This is a genomic window from Shouchella clausii, assembly GCF_002250115.1.
Classification (GTDB): domain Bacteria; phylum Bacillota; class Bacilli; order Bacillales; family Bacillaceae_D; genus Shouchella; species Shouchella clausii.
Genome location: NZ_CP019985.1, coordinates 56016 through 74924 on the forward strand (window position 1 = coordinate 56016; position 18909 = coordinate 74924).

The following is an 18909-nucleotide window of genomic DNA, read 5'->3' on the forward strand; positions in this document are numbered from 1 at the left end:
AAGGTGAAGGGCATCCGCCCTTCACCTTTTCGTGTTGCTTATGCTGCCTTTTTCCTTCTAAAGAACCAGAGAATGGCTCCGAGGACAAGCAGGCTTGCACCAATGAGAAGCAAGTTGTACGTGCTTGTCGCTGTTTTCGGCAACTTGCTTCCGTCTGACGGCGACTTGTCTCCTGGTGTCGGCTCTTGAGGTTTGTTCGTGCCGCCATTACCTGGTTTTGGTTCTTCTGGCTTATCGCCAGGAGTCGGATCGACTGGATCTTCTTTGTCTCCATCGCCAGGTGTTGGTGGTGCTGGTGGTTCGGTAATTTCGATTTCTGCTTCAGGTTTGTCTGGATCGTCAATGTTGCCGCCATTTACAGTTGCAACGTTTTTAATCGATGTTCCAGACTCAATGGTTGCTTCAAATGTGACCGTACGCCATTCCGTGTCAGTAATAGTGCCAAATTCAGCTGTAACTGTACCGTCTTCGAAAGTGGCTGTACCGCCTTCACTTACTTGTAGGCTGCCTTCAACGAATGCTAAGCCTTCTGGAAGTTGGTCGATGATCGTTAAGTCTTCTACGGCACTGTCTTCAACCGTGTTGCGCGCTTCGATCGTATATACGACCGTGTCGCCGACTTCGTAACCGTCTTTGCTCTCATCTGCATTTTTCGCTGACTTTTTCGATTCAAGCTTCGGCTCTTTCGGATCAACGTCTACTTCGTGTTCTGGCTTGTCTGGATCGTCGATGTTACCGCCGCCTACGGTTGCAACGTTCTTGACTGTTTTGTTCGCAAAACCTGGTTCGATTGTTGCTTCAAACGTGACCGTGCGCCATTCGGTGTCTTCGACATTGCCGAATTCGGCTGTAACGGTGCCGTCTTCATAGGAACCTTCGCCACCTTCGCTTACTTTCAGGCTGCCTTCAACAAATGCTAAGCCTTCTGGAAGCTGGTCAGTGATGCGCAAGTCTTCGACTAAGCTATCTTCGACCGTGTTGCGCGCTTCAATCGTGTACACAACCGTGTCGCCGACTTCATAGCCGTCTTTGCTTTCGTCCGCGTTTTTCGCTGATTTTTTCGACTCGAGCTTCGGTTGTTTCGGATCGACATCAACATCTGTGCTTGGCTCATCTGGCTCGTCGATATTTGGCACTTCAACGACTGCGACGTTTTTGATCGTCTCGCCTACATAGCCAGCATCAATTGTTGCTTCAAACGTAACTGTGCGCCATTCGGTGTCTTTGACTTCGCCGAACTCAGCCGTTACCGTTCCGTCTTCAAAGTTTCCTGTACCGCTATGGCTGACTTCCAAGCTGCCTTCCACAAACGTTACCCCTTCTGGAAGAACGTCCGTAATGGTGAGGTTTTCGAGCAAGCTGTCTTCAACCGTGTTGCGCGCTTCAATCGTGTACACAACCGTGTCGCCAACTTCATAGCGGTCTTTGCTTTCGTCCGCGTTTGTTGCTGATTTTCTTGACTCAAGCTTTGGCTCACGTGGGTAGATTTCGACATCTTCACGTGGCTCATCTGGGTCGTCGATATTGTCGCCATCGACAACGGCTGTATTCTCAATATCTTTCCCTGCTTGACCTGGCAACACAACCACGTCAAATACGAGTGTATGCCATTCTGTGTCTTCAACATTGCCGAAGTGGCCCACTACTTTGCCGTCGACATAGTGGCCTTGATCGTCGTCTTCCTCATCCGTTACGGCTTCTCCGTTCACTTTCAGTGTTCCTGGAACATATTCCAGTCCTTCTGGAAGGACGTCAGAGATAGTGAGATTTGCGATCAAGCTGTCTTCGATTGTATTGCGTGTTTGAATCGTATACCGAAGTGTGTCGCCGACTTCTGGGTTGTCCTCATCGGTATTGCCGTCTGCTTTTTCAAGCAGTGCTGCCGATTTTTCTGATTCCGTTTTTGGCTTTTTCGGATCGACATCGACATCTGTGCTTGGCTCGTCTGGATCGTCGATGTTTGGTACTTCAACGAGGGCGACGTTTTTAAGCGTCTCACCTGAATAGCCAGCGTTAATGGTTGCTTCAAACGTAACCGTACGCCAGTCAGTGTCTTTCACTTCACCAAATTCAGCCGTGACCTTGCCGTCTTCATAGCTGCCTGTGCCGCCATGACTGACTTCCAAACTTCCTTCAACAAACGTCAACCCTTCTGGAAGGACGTCGCTGATTTTTAAGTTTTCAAGCAAGCTGTCTTCGACCGTGTTGCGTGATTGGATCGTATACACAACCGTGTCGCCAACTTCATAGCCGTCTTCGCTTTCATCAGCATTTGTTGCTGATTTTCTCGATTCTGTTTTTGGCTCTTTTGGATCGACATCAATGTCGGTTCCTGGCTCGTCTGGCTCGTCGATGTTCGGTACTTCAACGAGTGCGACGTTTTCGATCGTCTCGCCCACATAGCCAGAATCGATTGTTGCTTCAAATGTAACTGTGCGCCATTCGGTGTCTTTGACTTCGCCGAACTCTGCTGTAACAGTTCCGTCTTCATAGCTTCCTGTACCACCGTGACTTACTTCCAAGCTGCCTTCGACAAACGTCAGACCTTCTGGAAGAACGTCCGTAATGGTGAGGTTTTCGAGCAAGCTATCTTCAACGGTATTGCGCGCTTCGATCGTATACACGACCGTGTCGCCGACTTCATAGCCGTCTTTGCTTTCATCTGCGTTTTGAGCCGATTTTCTTGACTCAAGCTTAGGCTCTTTCGGATCGACATCAATATCGGTTCCTGGCTCGTCTGGCTCGTCGATATTTGGTACTTCAACGAGTGCGACGTTTTCGATCGTCTCGCCTACATAACCAGGGTTGATCGTTGCTTCAAACGTAACCGTACGCCAGTCGGTGTCTTTGACTTCACCGAATTCAGCCGTTACCTTGCCGTCTTCATAGCTGCCTGTACCGCTATGGCTGACTTCCAAGCTGCCTTCCACAAACGTTAGCCCTTCTGGAAGAACGTCCGTGATGGTGAGGTTTTCGAGCAAGCTATCTTCAACAGTATTGCGCGCTTCGATCGTATACACAACCGTATCGCCGACTTCATAGCCGTCTTTGCTTTCATCTGCGTTTGTGGCTGATTTTCTTGATTCTAGCTTTGGCTCACGTGGATAGATTTCGACATCTTCACGTGGCTCATCTGGGTCTTCGATATTGTCGCCATCGACAACGGCTGTATTCTCAATATCTTTCCCTGCTTGACCTGGCAACACAACCACGTCAAATACGAGTGTGTGCCATTCTGTATCTTCGACATTGCCGAAGTGGCCTACCACTGTGCCATCGACATAGTGACCTTGATCGTCATCTTCCTCATCTGTTACGGCTTCTCCATTCACTTTCAGCGTTCCTGGCACATACTCCAGTCCTTCTGGAATGACGTCAGAGATGGTGAGGTTTTCGATCAAGCTATCTTCGATTGTATTGCGTGTTTGAATCGTATACCGAAGTGTGTCGCCCACTTCTGGGTTGTCCTCATCGGTATTGCCGTCTGCTTTTTCAAGCAGTGCTGCCGATTTTTCTGATTCAAGCTTTGGCTCTTTCGGATCAACATCAATTTCCGTTCCTGGCTCATCTGGCTCGTCAATATTTGGTACTTCAACGAGTGCGACGTTTTCGATCGTCTCGCCTACATAACCAGAGTCGATCGTTGCTTCAAACGTAACCGTCCGCCATTCGGTGTCTGTGACTTCGCCGAACTCAGCCGTTACCGTGCCGTTTTCAAAGCTGCCTGTGCCACCATGGCTGACTTCCAAGCTGCCTTCGACAAACGTTAGCCCTTCTGGAAGTTGGTCCGTGATGGTGAGGTTTTCAAACAAGCTATCAGATACTGTGTTACGTGCTTCAATCGTGTACACAACCGTGTCGCCGACTTCATAGCCGTCTTTGCTTTCATCTGCATTTGTTGCTGATTTTCTTGACTCAAGCTTTGGCTCACGTGGGTAGATTTTGACTTCTTCTTGCGGACGATCTGGCTCGTCCAAGTTGTCGCCATCGACAACGGCTGTATTCTCAATGTCTTCCCCTGCTTGACCTGGCAATACGACCACATCAAATTCAAGGGTATGCCATTCTGTATCTTCGACATTGCCGAACTGGCCTACCACTGTGCCATCGACATAGTGACCTTGATCGTCATCTTCCTCATCAGTGACCGCTTCGCCATTGACTTTCAGCGTGCCCGGTACGTATTCCAAGCCTTCTGGAATCACGTCCGAGATGGTAAGATTTTCGATCAAGCTATCTTCGATCGTGTTGCGTGTTTGAATCGTATACCGAAGTGTGTCGCCCACTTCTGGGTTGTCCTCATCGGTATTGCCTTCTGCCTTTTCAATTAGGCTTGCAGCTTTCCCAGACTCTAACACTGGCTCTTTTGGATCGACATCAATTTCTGTTTCTGGCTCGTCTGGCTCGTCAATATTTGGCACTTCGACGACGGCGACGTTTTCGATCGTCTCGCCCACATAGCCAGAATCGATTGTTGCTTCAAATGTAACTGTGCGCCATTCGGTGTCTGCGACTTCGCCGAACTCTGCTGTTACAGTTCCGTCTTCATAGCTTCCTGTGCCACCATGGCTGACTTCCAAACTGCCTTCCACAAACGTTAGCCCTTCTGGAAGGACGTCTGTGATGGTGAGGTTTTCAAGCAAGCTATCAGAGACCGTGTTGCGGGATTCAATCGTGTATACAACTGTATCGCCGACTTCATAGCGCTCTTTGTTTTCATCCGCATTTTGTGCAGATTTTCTTGACTCTAGCTTTGGCTCACGTGGGTAGATTTTAACTTCTTCACGTGGCTCATCTGGCTCATCGAGATTATCGCCATCAACGACCGCGACGTTTTCGATGTCCTTGCCAGCTTGACCTTCGCCAACGATGACTTGGAATTCAAGCGTTTGCCACTCGGTGTTCGTTACGTCACCGAAGGAACCAAACGCTTCGCCACCAACGTAATGGCCTTCGTCGTCATCTTCTTCATCGGTAACCGCTTCTCCGTTCACTTTCAGCGTTCCTGGTACATACTCTAGTCCTTCTGGAATCACGTCGAAAATGACAAAGTTTTCAACAATGCTTCCTTCAAGTGTATTACGGGCTTGAATCGTGTACAGAAGCGTATCGCCGACTTCTGGGTTGTCAGCATCGGTGTTGCGATCTGCTTTTTCAAGCAGTGTTGCATTTTTCTCTGATTCGATTACTGGTTTTTGATACACAACCGGTGTTTCCACTTCATTGGTATCGGTTGTTTTTTCCTCATCTGCGAGTAAGTCTTTGTATTTAACGTTCGCTTGGTTGACAACAACGTCATTGGCATGACTTGCGAGCGTCTTGACTTTGAATTGGACAGTAATGCCTCCTGGCAAATCGGTTGTATTCGGCAGGTCGCCAAGTTGGATGAAGACCTTATCACCATCAAAATGGCCAGCGTCGTCACCGTCTGCATCGGTTAAATCGCCTGCATTTGGTCCAGTAAGGATTTTGATTGAACCTGGTACATATTCGGTTCCTTCTGGAATCGCATCTTCAAAGACAGCGTTAGCCGCAATGTCCCCACCCGTGTTTTTCACTGTAACTTCATAGGTAAGCTCATCGCCAACAGACACTTCTCCTTCAGGAGAAACTGTTTTTTCAGCTTCTACACATGGCTCCGTTCCAAGGAAAATATCATCTAGGAAGTTACCTGCTCCTAAGCTGCCGCTTGCAGTAGAAACGGCTTCAAACCCGAAACGAGTTACGGGTTGTCCGGCTGGAACGGTATACGTTCCAGTGTACGTCCCCCACGCAGTGTTTCCATCCGACATTTGTTCGATGATTTCCGTATCATAAGGGTCGTCGGTTGCTTGGCCGATGCGAAGTTGCATCGTATCAACACCGTGGCGTCCCATATGCGACAAGCGCCATTTGATCGTTTGTCCAGGAGTCGTCTCTACATCTTGATACAGCAACCCATGGTCAAACGCATTTAATTCGGCATAGCGGACACCATCAGGTGGAGCAGGGAAGTTTATTACTCCTTGTGGGTACTGCCGTTCATAATTCCAAATTTCAATAATTTTGACGCCTTGGCTATCATCCGTTGTCTGCCAACCCGGCACTTCATCTTCTAAGAAGAAATACGGAGCCCTATAGGAACCTTCGGTAGGCCCTTGTTCAAAACTACCGTTGGTCAAGGCAACTGGCTGTGCACAAGCATCAATGTCCGGTGTTTCCACAATCTCGTTTGTGACTTCATTCGATTGTGCCGACTGCTCTTCATCCGTTTGCAAGTTGCGATATTGGATGTCGGCTTGGTTCACAACCGTTTCACCTACGTGGCTTTCCAATGTTTTCACCTGGAATTGCACGGTAACACCGTCTGGTAATTCAGTTGTCGTTTCCAAATTGCCGAGCTCAATCATGACTTTGTCGCCAGCAAAATGGCCAGCATCGTCATCTTCCTCGTCCGTTAAATCGCCTGTGTTTGGCCCAGCGACAATTTTCAAAGAACCAGGAACGTATTCCGTTCCTTCTGGGATCGCATCTTCAAAAACGGCATCGGCCGCAATATGCTCTCCGACATTTTTAATCGTCACGTCATATGTGAGGATATTGCCTGCAAACACTTCTCCCTCTGGAGAGACCGTTTTTTCGGCTTCGACCACAGGACCTTCACGTGGATAAACTTCAACGAGCTCGCTCGGTTCCTTCGGATCGTCGATATTGTTACCATCAGCTAAAGCAGTATTTTCAATGTCTTTGCCTGCTTGGCCTGGCAATACGATGACATCAAATTCTACTGTATGCCAGTCTGTGTCTGTTACATTACCGAAGGAACCAACTACGCCACCATCCACATAATGGCCTTCGTCGTCATCTTCATCATCGGTAACCGCTTCTCCATCAACTTTCAATGTGCCTAGCACATATTCCAAGCCTTCTGGAATCGTATCGGAGATGACCATGCTTTGCACTAAGCTATCGGATACAGTATTACGAGCTTGAATCGTATAGCGTAGTGTATCTCCTACTTCTGCATGCTCTTCATCGGTGTTTCCTTCCCCTTTTTCCAACACTTGCACTGATTTCTCAGCTTCTAACTCAGGTGGAAGGGGATCGAAAACTGGGTAGACGCGCGATGCCAAGTCATACGATGGGTAGAATCTACCTTCACCTGATACAGTGGCTGACCCAAGAAAAGTGGTTTGCAATGTTTCTGGGTCTAATGTAAAATAGTCGGCCCTTTGGCTGCCTTCACCACCTGGACCACTTGATAATAAAATCTGCCCATTAGGTAAAAAACTAAGACCCCTTACTCCTCCTTGCAAAGATCTTCCATCAGCGCTCGTGATTGGAACTCGACGTAATATCTCTCCCGTTTTGGGGTCCATTTGAATAATGGAGCCAGCAGTGTTGTTCGAAAACCATATATAACCATTCCCATCAAAGATCAAATCTCCTCCAACGTCGTTGCTTGGATACCCACTAATTGGAATTGCTTCTTTTTCTCCTGTAACCAAATTGTATGTTCCAAGAAAAAGTTGGCCATTTGATACATAGGTATGGTAGTACCGCTCACCGTCTTGGGAAATAGCAGCATTAGAAGCAACGCCGTTTAGATTTCCGACAAATTGAGCAGCACCATCTGCTGTTATACGATACAATCCAAATTGATTGCCACTACCGGAAGATCTACCAAACGCATAAAACGCATCTTCAGTCGGATGAATGGCTAAGCCATTTGACATACTTACCCCATTAGGAAGTCCTGTAATGTATACAATCGCCTTTGGATCCGCATTAAAATTGTTTCCATCAAATTGGCGAATTTGCGGATAATTCCCATTTGTAGTATTAGAAATTCCGTAGGAATCGACATGATTGATGTCTACTACATTATTCGTTTCCGCATCTGCCGCGCTCACAATGCTCTCTTCGCCCTCAGCCTCTTCATCTGTCTTTCGCTCTTCTTCTAAAATTTCCACTTCTTCCGAAATTTTATTTTCTTCTGAAGATTCTTCGTTAGCATTTTCCTCTTCAGTTGAGGCTTCCTCTTCTTGCTGGGCTTCTTCTTCAGCTGGAGCTTCCTCTTCTTCCGAAGTAGCTTCAGTGTCAGCTAAAAGCGCCACTGTTACTGGTTCTGCTTTCTCGGCTAATTCGCCGTTGATGAATGCTTCTGCCACATGTTCGATTTCTGTGCCTGCTTCTACTTCATCTTGAAAAGCAGCAGCAATCTTCAGAGTGACATGTTGGCCAGCAACTGTATCCAGTTGTTCTGGTGTAAGCTCAAGACTGACATCTTGTTCTTCTACAACAGCTTCCAAATCGCTTTCTTCTTCATTCACAACGACTTCCACATTCTCAATCGCTAGTTGTTTATTGACTTGATTAAGAATCGTTAACGTTCCCTCATTCGATCCGCCTTCTGGAATCAACGCATCGACATTGAACGTAAAGGTGGCGCCTTTTTCAACTTCCTTGCGCTCTTCCCCATCGACATCTTGTGTGAGTTCAAGATCAGAAAGGGAAGGCGTTTCATTCGCTTGCGCATATTGCGCCGAGTAAGGAAGGAAGTTGCTAAGCGAAAGCAAGAAAACCATCGTAACAATGACGAGTTTTCTTAATTCCAGAAGTCTTCTCCTGGTCAATAGTTTTTTCGATTGCAACGTATTCGCACCTTCTTTTTTTAGTCTTCTAACACCTTCTTTTTCTGAAAATTTATTTGGTCACCATGGCCATCACCCCCTTAAAAGGATGTGTTTGCTGGAAACTGTTTTTTATCAGGCTTCTTCCTCCAGTGGATATGCATAAATGACAAACCGTTCTGGAGCGTTGCCAATAAAGTGGAATGGGTAGCAGGTGCTGACCACTAGGACTTCTTCTCCCATTTTGCGGATCACCGACGTATCGTCTTCTGGCACGATTTCGGTATAAGCGATTTCATAGGTAAACGTTCCATAAGGCATTTCAACAATGAGTGCGTCTCCTATTTCTAATTGATCGAAATTGCGGAAAACAGTATCGCGATGTCCCGACAAAACAATTTGTTCATCCTGCCCAGGTAAAGCGGTCTCAGGCAAGTGGCCAACGCCAGCATCCAATGAATCAGGATCAGCCCCTTCAACGATGGGAAGCGTTCTTTCAAGCTTTGGAATCTCCAATGTCGCAAACGCCTCGCCTTGTTTAGCGGAAAAACCTTCTGACGACGCTTTTTCGCCAATCCGCGCCTGTGCTTCCGTCAATGACTGTTGTTCAGCTTTGTATTGGCTATATAGCTCGAAAGCGAACCACCCTAGAAAAATAAGGCCTGCCAGAAGAAACAAGGAACCCAGTTTTCGCATATATGGCCCTCCAATTTTTTTATCCTAATTGCAACTAATAATAATGAAAATAATAAAGCAATTGTTTTATTTAGATAAAATGGGTAAAAAAGGGTGTCTTCTATAAATATATCAATCTATTTTTAATTTAATTCGCTTACAGAAACAAGTCAAGAGTTCTGAACAATCAAACAACCATAGCCCCTTTTAATTACGATCGTATGGTTTTTTTAGATATTTGTACCAATTAACGGGTACTATTAACTATTTTTATGTACCTATTTTTCTGTCATTATTCATCTTTCTTCGTCTGGTCATATAAACTATAAATCTACTACAACTGAAATGATTTTAGGCTACATATCAGTGGTTTTTGGTTTGGTAATTAACCGCTTTAACGGCTTGAAGAGAGTAGGATTTTTATCCTCTATGTTATCTATTTTTTCCCAAGTGCTCTTCGCTTGTGCAGAAATTTTGTCATAGGACTAATAGGATTTTAAGTGAAAGAACAAGAATAAGCTGATAATGAAGTCGCCCGCCAATCAATACACGAATGGAAAAACGCTGTATTCGGGACATTCGATAGAAAAATGAATGGGTCGATGTTATGTAATTGCCGATTTTTTCATTCACCAAACCAATTCGCAAGACTTTCAGCACATATGCAAGATTTTTGTTATGAGTGACCGAGACCGATGTATAGGCATCATCACTACTAGCACCATAACCGCTGCTCAGCATCATTTTTGTTTAAACGGAGAATCAGGATTAAGCTCGGCATAGACTTAGCGTCTTTTCTGCGTTTCTACGTCTCTGCCAGCTTGATTGATAAATGAGAGGCTATACTCTTAAAAAAATGGGGGATTTCATGAAAACATTGTCGGACAACATTTTAATTGAGGCGTGTAAAAATGCAATCAAGCTTAACCTTGATCCAGACTTTATTCATCTTTTACTCAAGGAATGTCAACGTCGAAACCTTTCCATTTCACACCACTTGAATGGCAACGACCGTCAAGTACTAGATAAAACATGGAGTGAAAAGGAAGAGGATTCTACATATGAACGTTTTTAATCAATAGACAAGTCTATTCCGATTGACTTCTCAAGTATAGACTGGCGATGCTTCCATGTTCTGATATTAAAATAGATCATGATCACTGGAAAAAATTCGTTATAAAATTTGTATCAATGTTATATACATATTCATGAAAGTTGTAACAACCTAAATGTTTTAAGGAGGACTGTATGGTTAAAGAAAAATGGATGAAATGTTGTCGCGCCGTCTTGTTACAAACAGTCGTGTTTGGGTTGCTTGCTTTTGCAGGAGTCCAAGTTGCTTCCGCTCATGGGTACATTGAAAGTCCTAGCTCCCGTGGGCTCCTTTGTCAGCAAGGGATCAATCAGGATTGTGGAGCGATTGTTTGGGAACCACAAAGCTTGGAAGCGCCAAAAGGATTTCCAGGACAGAGCGTGCCAGATGGCCAAATTGCCTCAGCAGGTGGATTGTTCCCAAAACTGGATGAGCAAAGCTCAACTCGTTGGTCAAAAGTGCCGCTTACAAGTGGGGCACATACATTTACTTGGCACCTAACGGCCATGCATTCGACAGCTAAGTGGCATTATTACATCACAAAACCAGACTGGAACCCTAATCAGCCATTAACTCGTGATCAATTTGAACTTATTCCCTTTTATGAGAGGCATGACAATGGGGCGAGACCAGGTGAGAAGGTTACTCATGAAGTAACGATTCCTGAGCGTACAGGATACCATGTGATTTTAGGTGTCTGGGATGTAGCAGATACAGCCAATGCGTTTTACAATGTGATTGACGTACATTTTGGTCCTAACGATGGCACTTCGCCTGGCGAACCAAGCCCCCCTGACCCTGCGCCGGCCTATCCAGAGTGGAATGCAGGTACTGTTTATCTCGGTGGTGATCGCGTCACCTACGAAGGCCGTGCCTATGAAGCAAGATGGTGGACCCAAGGTGAAAGGCCAGGGACTGCCGAAGTATGGCGTCCCCTTTAACCGCACAGGAAATGATCTTTGGAAGAAAAATGGAACTACTAGTGAATAAAAATCTGCTGTATTTGAGTAAATAGGTGGTTGTAGTGATTTTAATCTGTCTTTAAAACAACATCCCCCTCCTTGTTTGGCCACATGCCAAAGCAAAGAGGGGGATTCTAGTTAACTTAAAACATCACTTGCCCGCCGGTAACGTTGATCGATTGTCCAGTCATGTAGGCGGCTTTGTCTGAACTATAGAAAACAACAGCATTAGCGACATCTTCATACGTGCAGCCCCGTTTTAAAGGCACCTTATCGATATAGACTTGTTCGACTTCGCTTTCTTTGATGCCAAGTTTTTTCGCATAGGAGGGGATTAGACTTTGGAACATCGGCGACGACAGGAGATTCCCTGGCATAATCGCATTGACACGGATGTTGTGCTCTGCTAAATCCAACGCCAAGCTTTGTGTGAGTCCAACACCGCCGAATTTGGAAGCGGAATAGGCAACATTGTGTTTGCTTCCGACTTTTCCCGACTTTGAATTAATTTGAATGATGTTGCCGCTGTTTTGTTTAATCATAATCTTGCTTGCTTCTCTGGCGCAGTAAAAATAGCCTGTCAAATTGACGTCTAGTGCCATTTGCCAATCTTTTGTCGGGAAATGATCAATTTTGGCGCTGCGGGCCACGCCTGCGTTGTAGACGAGCAAATCAAGAGATCCGAACGTGTTGGCGGCCGTCTCCATGACATAAGCAACCTCGTCTTCTACCGTAGCGTCAAAGCCAATTCCAAGTGTTTTGCTTCCCGTTTGATTAGCAATCTTTTCGGCGACGGCTTCCGCCCTGCTCCCTTGCAGATCAGCGACAACGACATGATAGCCTTCTTCTGCTAATCGCCAGCTAATATGTTCTCCTAAATTTTGGCCGCCCCCGGCGACAACAGCTGTTTTTTTTGTTTCTGCCATGATATCTCCACTCCTTTATTTATCTAGAAATTGTAATGGTGTCTCCTTCTTTTAGTAGTGGCAGCGGCTTTGCTTCGAGTGACAAAGTCCCTGGCAATTCCGCTTCCTTCGCCCCATCGGCTTTTATCGTTATATGCCCGAGGGCGCGTAAATTTTTTTCAACCGCACTGCCAACGGCTGTAACCACAAACGCTTGTCCTGCTAAAATTGCCGTATCGCCTGGTTGGATGTTGTCTATTACTTGGTTTTCCTGATGAAGGACACAATACTCCGCTAACTCTTCTGGCGCATTGTTTTTAAACAAAATCAATATATTCTCTGCCAAAAAATCGCTAGCATGAGTGCCTAACTTTGTTACAGTTGTTTTGTAAATCATCGTAAATTTCCACCTTTTCGCTTTACTTTCCCTTTTGCAAAAGTAGTGATTGCTTGTTAAGCACGTTTTAGCGTTCTCCCGCTATCTGTTATCCATCGTACATGCCGAAACTGGCTAGCCAAGCAACAAAGACAGTTGGCGGGCCGGTTAAGAACCTCCCGTATAAAACGGCGGGAACCCCGACTTCGACCGTTTCAGGTTCTGCCTCGGCTAAGCCAAGCCCTACAGGAACAAAATCAGCAGCCGCTTGGGCATTAATCGCAAATAGAGCAGGCAGCGCAAACTGAGGCGGAATGTTGCCTCTGCCAATTTCAACGCCGATTAGCGTGCCAATCACTTGGGCAATGACCGCTCCTGGGCCGAGAAAAGGAGACAATAGCGGAAAAGACACAATCGCTGATAGGATTAACAGTCCCCAAACGGTACCGCCAAGTGGCTTTAAGACATTGGCGATAATGTCGCCTACACCAGACGCTAAAATTAAGCCAATTAAGAGCGAGACAAACGCCATAAACGGCAAGATTGTCTTTAAGACCGTATCAATTGCTTCACGGCCAGCTTGGTAAAACACATTGACGATGCCGCCCATCATTTTGCCAATCTTCGCCATTAAGTTGTCGTTTTGCTCGGTTATTTTTTTGCTTGTGTCATAGGTTGCTTGTTTTGTAGCGGCGCTTTCTTCTGTTGCTGTGCTATGTTCTTGCATCGCTCCTTGACGCTCTCCGTTGTCGACGAGCGTCAAATGGCTTGGTTTTACGCCTGATACATAAATGTCAGCGACGATGAACTTAGCCATAGGCCCGCTTTGGCCAGTCGGCATAATATTGATGGTCGGAATTCGTTTTTTCGGATACAATCCAGCCCGGAGCGTCCCGCCACAATCAATCACGACTGCTGCGATTTGTTCTTCTGGAACAGAAGTCGTAAACCCATTGACAAGCTCAGCACCGCTTAATTCCGACAGCTTGGCCGCCACATCGGAAACGGGCCCGCCGGTAATGTTGACAATCTTATTTTTTTCAGGTGTTGGCGTAATTTCAAGTGGCCCTCCAAATCCGCCTGTCCCTTTTACGACTCGAACGGTCTTGAAATCAGCCATTGTGTACACCTCCTAACGATTCGCTCATAGACGTTTTTAACTTGACTTTCTGCTGCTTTTCAACATACGCGACCATCCAATCGGTCACAAGCCCCCGGAACATATTCATGACGACACCGACGAGAAAATACCGTAGCGCTAGCTCGGCGGTGGAGTGGCCTAATTGCGTAATCCCCGCAGCAACGCCAAGAAAGACAAATAGTTCAGCAGGGTTGACATGGGGAAACAACCCGTTCATCGAGTGGCAGGAATAACTGGCCGACGCATAATACCCTGGCTTGTATCGTTCTGGCAAAAATCGCCCTAATGACAACGTCATCGGATTTAGGAAGAAAAACGTGCCAATGACCGGCAGGACCAAATACCGTGTGAAGATGTTTTTAGCAGACTTCATCGCCAGCTTTTCAATTCGTTCTTGCCCGACAAATTGGACGACCGCATTCATCGCCACAAGCAGCATAATTAATAGAGGGACGATATCACCGACTAATCCAACAAATGTGGATGCCCCTTCTGCAAATAAACCGATAAAGCCTTCGGCCATTTTTACGAGCCAATCCATTAGCTACTCACCTCACGTTTTCTTGTAAATATCGCCAAAAGCTGGCTTAGCGGGGCTTTCGGCGGTTTCACTTCCCCGCCGGCCTTAACGACGCGATAGACATGTTTCGCGTCCGCCAGCGCTTTTCTCGTAAAGGGGTCCAAACGCCTTTCTACCCCTTGGTCGATGTAAAACAATGGCTGCCCTTTTAATGACGGCAACTCTTTAAACCTGGCAAAAATCGTCATTCCTTGCATCCGTTCCGCACGAATGATATTCGCTTTACGGTCTACTAACAACAGCAAGATCACGCCAGTACGAATGATTCCTTTCGAGCGGCCAATCGCCACTTGGCCTTCTTGCCGAAATTGCCGATAGCGGTAGTTAAAATGCTTGATTTGCCAAAAGCCGAGTACACTTTGCAAAAGGAAACCGACTCCTAGACAGACAATGGCTAACAAAATCGCCATTACGGATTCTCCTTCCACTTTATTAATTCGATCGCTGTTTCTTCATCTGTGATCAAGTGGGAAATGTAGCCTCCCTGCAAGCCGCCTATGATCGAAGGTACTTTTTCTTTCGACTCGGCGATCGCCACTGTAGCCCGGTTTTCCTTTAAACGATCTAGCTCAACCGCAATCGTCCGTTCCCTTATAGGCGTTTGCACTTCTTTGCCATCAATTGTGTAAAAACGGGAAAGAATATCGCCAATCGCTTGTTTTTTCGCAAGCAGCTGCTGTTCAGCTTCGCCAATAAAGCCGCTCCAAACCAAATTGGATGAACGGACGTGGGCACCAATGCCAATGACAGCGACGGTCATTTCCTCCCAAAGCTTTAAAACGTCTTGCAAGTAAGCTGATTCGCGAATGTCTTTTTGCGCGTCGGCTGACGTCACAATAGCCGCAGCATCGATATACTGTGCTTTGCCTTTAAAGGCACGGGCGAAATTATAGACAATCGTATTAATATGATGCTTGACGTGCATCTTGCCAGGACCGCCTACGATTGGCACGAAAACGGTGTCACGTTTTCGAAAAGAACCGATCGTTTCAGCCATCGTTCCAAGGGTGTCTCCCCATGCAAGGCCGACGACATCGCCATCAACGAGGAGGCTGTCGAGCAAATTCGCTCCTGATTCCCCTAATGTTTTTAGGCGCTCTTCTCTGCTCGCCTGACGGTCTACCGGGACAATCACCGCCTCGCGAATGCCGAACATGCGGGCCAACTTTGCTTCCAAATCAACGCGAAGGCGCTGTGTACTGGCAATTTTAATTTGTACAATTCCGGCTTCCCTCGCTTTTTGCAGCATTCTTGTCACCGTTGTCCGGTAAAGGCCTAGCCGTTTAGCAATTTCATTTTGCGTAAGCGCTTCCTCATAGTACAGCTTTGCGACAATGACTAGTTGGCGTTCCTCTTGCCATTTCATGCCTGTTTGTTCACCTTCTTTCTTTTGCACATATGTGCAAGTTACGCTCATATGTGTTTGATAGGTTGAATATAACCGCTTTCATTTCATTATGCAATTCGATTTGCCAAATGGAATAAAATTCAAGTTTGATTTGCACATTTGTGTTCTTTTTGCATAGTTGATGGAAAAAAACACAAAAAAGAAGGCATACGCGCCTTCTTTATTATCCTTCTATCCCATTAAACAGATCGCCATTCAATAAGCCATGTACGTAATTAGCAACCTTCTCGCGATAGCGGCTTAAATCCCGGCCCCAAAGCTCATCTGCTTGCAGCAACGTGGAAATCGTTTCTGCTACTGTCGCTTCTCCTGCGTCATACTGGCCCCATGTTGTTTCCAATAAGGCGAGCGCTGTTTCGTTTTCGCGGATTTGATAGGTTCTGCCTTGCCAGTTTCCTTTTAGAAACGCGCCATCTCTTTCGTGTGGCTTCATATAGACAAGCAACGCTGCGAGGCTCGCTAACAACTGGCTCGGCTCGTTGTCTTGCTGTTCGTGGGCCTCTAATGTTGGCAGCAGCCGTGTCTTAAATTTGTAGATCGCGTTTAAGCCAATATCGGTCAGCTTGTGTGCCAAAAATGGGTTTTCAAACCGTTCAATCACGCTCGCTGCGTACGCTTGCTTATCTTCCTCTGGCGCATTGACAACAGGGATCAGTTCTTGTTCGAGCCCTCGTTCAATAAAGCGCCGCAAACGCGGAGAGTGAAGAGCGCCTTTGACCGTGTCTTCTCCTGCTAGAAAACTGATTGCGAACATCAGCGTGTGCAACCCGTTTAAGAGCCTTACTTTTAGCTCCCGATGCAACGCCACAGGTTCCCATTTAACGTTAAGCCCTGCTTGCTCGAACGGCAAACGCTCCTCTAGCGGGCGCTCTGGTTCGATCACGAACAAATGGTACGGTTCAGCGACTGTCAACAGCCGGTCTTCGTAGCCGAGCCTGTTTGCCCACGTTTCTTCCTCGCCATGTGGAAAGCCTGTTACAATTCGATCGACGAGCGTGTTGCAAAAGACATTTGCTTCCTCTAGCCATTGCAGAAATTCAATCGGCAAATTCCAGTCTCTCGCAATTGTTTGCACAATCTCTTTTAACACAGCGCCATTGTCTTCGATTAACTCACAAGGCACGAGTGTGAGCCCTGCCTCATGAGCGCCAGCGAATGCTAAAAAGCGCTCGTATAAAAAGGCAGTCACCTTGCCTGGAAACGACAGCGGCGCTTTGTCCCCTTCAAATCGTTCCTGTTGATAGACAAGGCCTGCTTCTGTCGTATTGGAAAACAGCCATTTTACGTCAGGGGAGCGCGCTAACTTTTTTACATCTTCCCAGTCATTGTAAGGGTTAATGCCACGGGCAATCGATTGGACCACTTCCGCCTCATCGATGACATTGCCGTCGAGTTTGCCTCGTAAAATTACGGTGTACAGGCCATCCTGTGCTTGAAGGACAGGGACGATTTTGCCGTGTGGCGTCGGCTGTATCGCTGCGACGCGGCCGTCATACAGTCCTTGTTGGTGAAGTTGGTGGATCATCCAATCGATGAAACCGCGCATGAAGTTGCCTTCCCCGATTTGAACGATTGTTTCCTTGCCGGCCGGCGCCTCTTGACCTACGAGCTTTTTTGTCAATTGCTTTGTTTCCGTTCGATCCATGCTGTCACTCCTTTTATAAAATGACGCCATCTTTGAACAGGGCGATTTCTTTAAACCCATTCCGTTCATTGTGAGTCGCCTTTTCCCCTGAGGCGATTTGCAGCACATAGGCAAATAGTTCGTCTGCTAGTTCGCCAAGCTCTTTTCCGTCAAGAAGTGTGCCTGCATTAAAGTCAATCCAGTTTTTCTTCCGTTCATACAAAGGCGTATTCGTCGACAGCTTGACAGTTGGAACAGGGCCGCCAAACGGTGTGCCCCGTCCTGTTGTAAACAAGACGATATGGGCCCCTGAAGCAGCAAGGGCAGTGACGGATACAAGGTCATTCCCTGGTCCTTCCACGAGTGTCAGCCCTGGCTTCTTGATTCTGCCGCCGTAAGGAACGACATCGGCTACTGGCGCAAAACCGCCTTTTTGCACACACCCGAGTGACTTTTCTTCCAACGTGGTAATGCCGCCTTTTTTGTTGCCTGGGGAAGGGTTTTCATAAACAGGCTGGCCATGGCGGATAAAATAGTCTTTGAAGCCATTGACCATATCGACAATGCCATTAAAAACCGTTTCATCTGCGGCCCGTTCCATCAAAATCGTTTCTGCGCCGAACATTTCAGGCACTTCTGTCAGCACCGTTGACCCGCCTTGGGCAATGAGCCGATCGGAAAATGCGCCGACAAGTGGATTGGCTGTAATCCCTGAAAAGCCGTCAGAGCCTCCACATTTTAAGCCAACTTTTAATGTTGACGCGGGCACTTCTGTCCGCACATCGTTTTTCGCGACAGCGGCAATTTCAGAAACAAGCTGAAGCGCTTCCTCCAGTTCGTCTTCTACTTCTTGCACGGCGAGAAACTTGACGCGTTCGCTGTCATAAGGGCCAACGGCCTCTTTAAACACGTCAATGTAGTTGTTTTCGCAGCCAAGGCCAAGCACAAGCACACCTGCTGCATTCGGATGGTGGACTAAGCTGCTCAGGATTGCTTGCGTGCTTTTTAAATCGTCGCCAAGCTGGGAACAGCCGAAAGGGTGTGGATAATGGTAGACGCCATCAATATTGGCAAAATGCTCTTGTTGAGCGAGGCGGGCAATCAGCTCAGCCGTCTTATTAATGCAGCCGACCGTATTTAAAATCCAAATTTCATTGCGTATGCCGACATCGCCGTTTTTGCGGACGTACCCTTTAAACGTAAAAGCGGGTGCCCCTTTGTCTGCGTCTGCCGTCGCCGCGTTTTGGCTTTGTTTGTATTGATACGCCAGCTTGCCGTCTAGCCCCGTCTTTAAGTTGTGTGTATGGACCCACTCCCCTGTGGCAATCGCCTGTTTGGCAATGCCAATCGGAAAGCCGTATTTTAACACCGGTTCGCCTGCGCGAATGTCGCGGAGTGCCACTTTGTGGCCACGTTCGACTGGCTCTGCTAGTACGAGCTGCTGGTGGCCTGCGCGAATGACGTCGCCTTTCGCTGCCTCTTTTAACACGATGAGGACATCGTCTTTTGGGTGGATCTTTAAGCCGTCCACAG

Annotated in this window: 12 protein-coding genes; 2 read left to right on the forward strand and 10 right to left on the reverse strand. The window is 47.0% G+C overall.

Features of this window, described 5'->3' with window-relative positions; all coding sequences use genetic code 11:
• Positions 1 to 38: 38 nt before the first annotated feature.
• Together BC8716_RS00315 and srtD are read right to left on the reverse strand one after the other, a co-directional pair.
• Positions 39 to 8633: an isopeptide-forming domain-containing fimbrial protein gene (locus BC8716_RS00315; RefSeq protein WP_094423446.1), complete on the reverse strand. Its 8595-nt coding sequence runs from the start codon at positions 8631 to 8633 to the stop codon at positions 39 to 41.
• Between the two features lie 114 nt (positions 8634 to 8747).
• Positions 8748 to 9308 (reverse strand): class D sortase, LPxTATN-specific, encoded by a 561-nt coding sequence (gene srtD, locus BC8716_RS00320; RefSeq protein WP_094423447.1) that lies wholly within the window; start codon positions 9306 to 9308, stop codon positions 8748 to 8750.
• Between the two features lie 847 nt (positions 9309 to 10155).
• Between srtD and BC8716_RS22945 the strand changes: the two genes are divergently transcribed.
• Entirely contained in the window at positions 10156 to 10362 is a 207-nt protein-coding gene (locus tag BC8716_RS22945) for a sporulation histidine kinase inhibitor Sda (protein WP_094423448.1), read from the forward strand.
• Between the two features lie 173 nt (positions 10363 to 10535).
• Entirely contained in the window at positions 10536 to 11321 is a 786-nt protein-coding gene (locus BC8716_RS00330; protein ID WP_094423449.1) for a lytic polysaccharide monooxygenase, read from the forward strand.
• Between the two features lie 164 nt (positions 11322 to 11485).
• Here the strand turns inward: BC8716_RS00330 and srlD are convergent, their stop codons facing one another.
• The 8 genes from srlD to BC8716_RS00370 form a co-directional block, all read right to left on the reverse strand.
• Positions 11486 to 12268 (reverse strand): sorbitol-6-phosphate dehydrogenase, encoded by a 783-nt coding sequence (gene srlD, locus BC8716_RS00335; protein WP_094423450.1) that lies wholly within the window; start codon positions 12266 to 12268, stop codon positions 11486 to 11488.
• A 19-nt stretch (positions 12269 to 12287) separates the two neighbouring features.
• On the reverse strand, positions 12288 to 12644 hold the full coding sequence (locus BC8716_RS00340) for a PTS glucitol/sorbitol transporter subunit IIA (RefSeq protein ID WP_094423451.1): 357 nt from the start codon (positions 12642 to 12644) through the stop codon (positions 12288 to 12290).
• 88 nt (positions 12645 to 12732) lie between these two features.
• Positions 12733 to 13743: a PTS glucitol/sorbitol transporter subunit IIB gene (gene srlE / locus BC8716_RS00345; protein WP_094423452.1), complete on the reverse strand. Its 1011-nt coding sequence runs from the start codon at positions 13741 to 13743 to the stop codon at positions 12733 to 12735.
• Complete coding sequence (gene srlA / locus BC8716_RS00350) at positions 13736 to 14305, reverse strand: PTS glucitol/sorbitol transporter subunit IIC (RefSeq protein WP_094423453.1); 570 nt, start codon at positions 14303 to 14305, stop codon at positions 13736 to 13738. Before srlA ends, srlE begins: the two co-directional genes overlap by 8 nt.
• Positions 14305 to 14754 (reverse strand): transcriptional regulator GutM, encoded by a 450-nt coding sequence (locus BC8716_RS00355; RefSeq protein ID WP_094423454.1) that lies wholly within the window; start codon positions 14752 to 14754, stop codon positions 14305 to 14307. The genes srlA and BC8716_RS00355 overlap by 1 nt, the downstream gene beginning before the upstream one ends.
• Positions 14754 to 15710 (reverse strand): sugar-binding transcriptional regulator, encoded by a 957-nt coding sequence (locus BC8716_RS00360; RefSeq protein WP_157730316.1) that lies wholly within the window; start codon positions 15708 to 15710, stop codon positions 14754 to 14756. Before BC8716_RS00360 ends, BC8716_RS00355 begins: the two co-directional genes overlap by 1 nt.
• Before the next feature lie 205 nt (positions 15711 to 15915).
• Positions 15916 to 17397, reverse strand: a complete 1482-nt coding sequence (locus tag BC8716_RS00365) for a tagaturonate reductase (RefSeq protein WP_094423456.1) — start codon at positions 17395 to 17397, stop codon at positions 15916 to 15918.
• A gap of 13 nt (positions 17398 to 17410) precedes the next feature.
• On the reverse strand, positions 17411 to 18907 hold the full coding sequence (locus BC8716_RS00370; protein WP_094423457.1) for a UxaA family hydrolase: 1497 nt from the start codon (positions 18905 to 18907) through the stop codon (positions 17411 to 17413).
• Between the last annotated feature and the right edge of the window lie 2 nt (positions 18908 to 18909).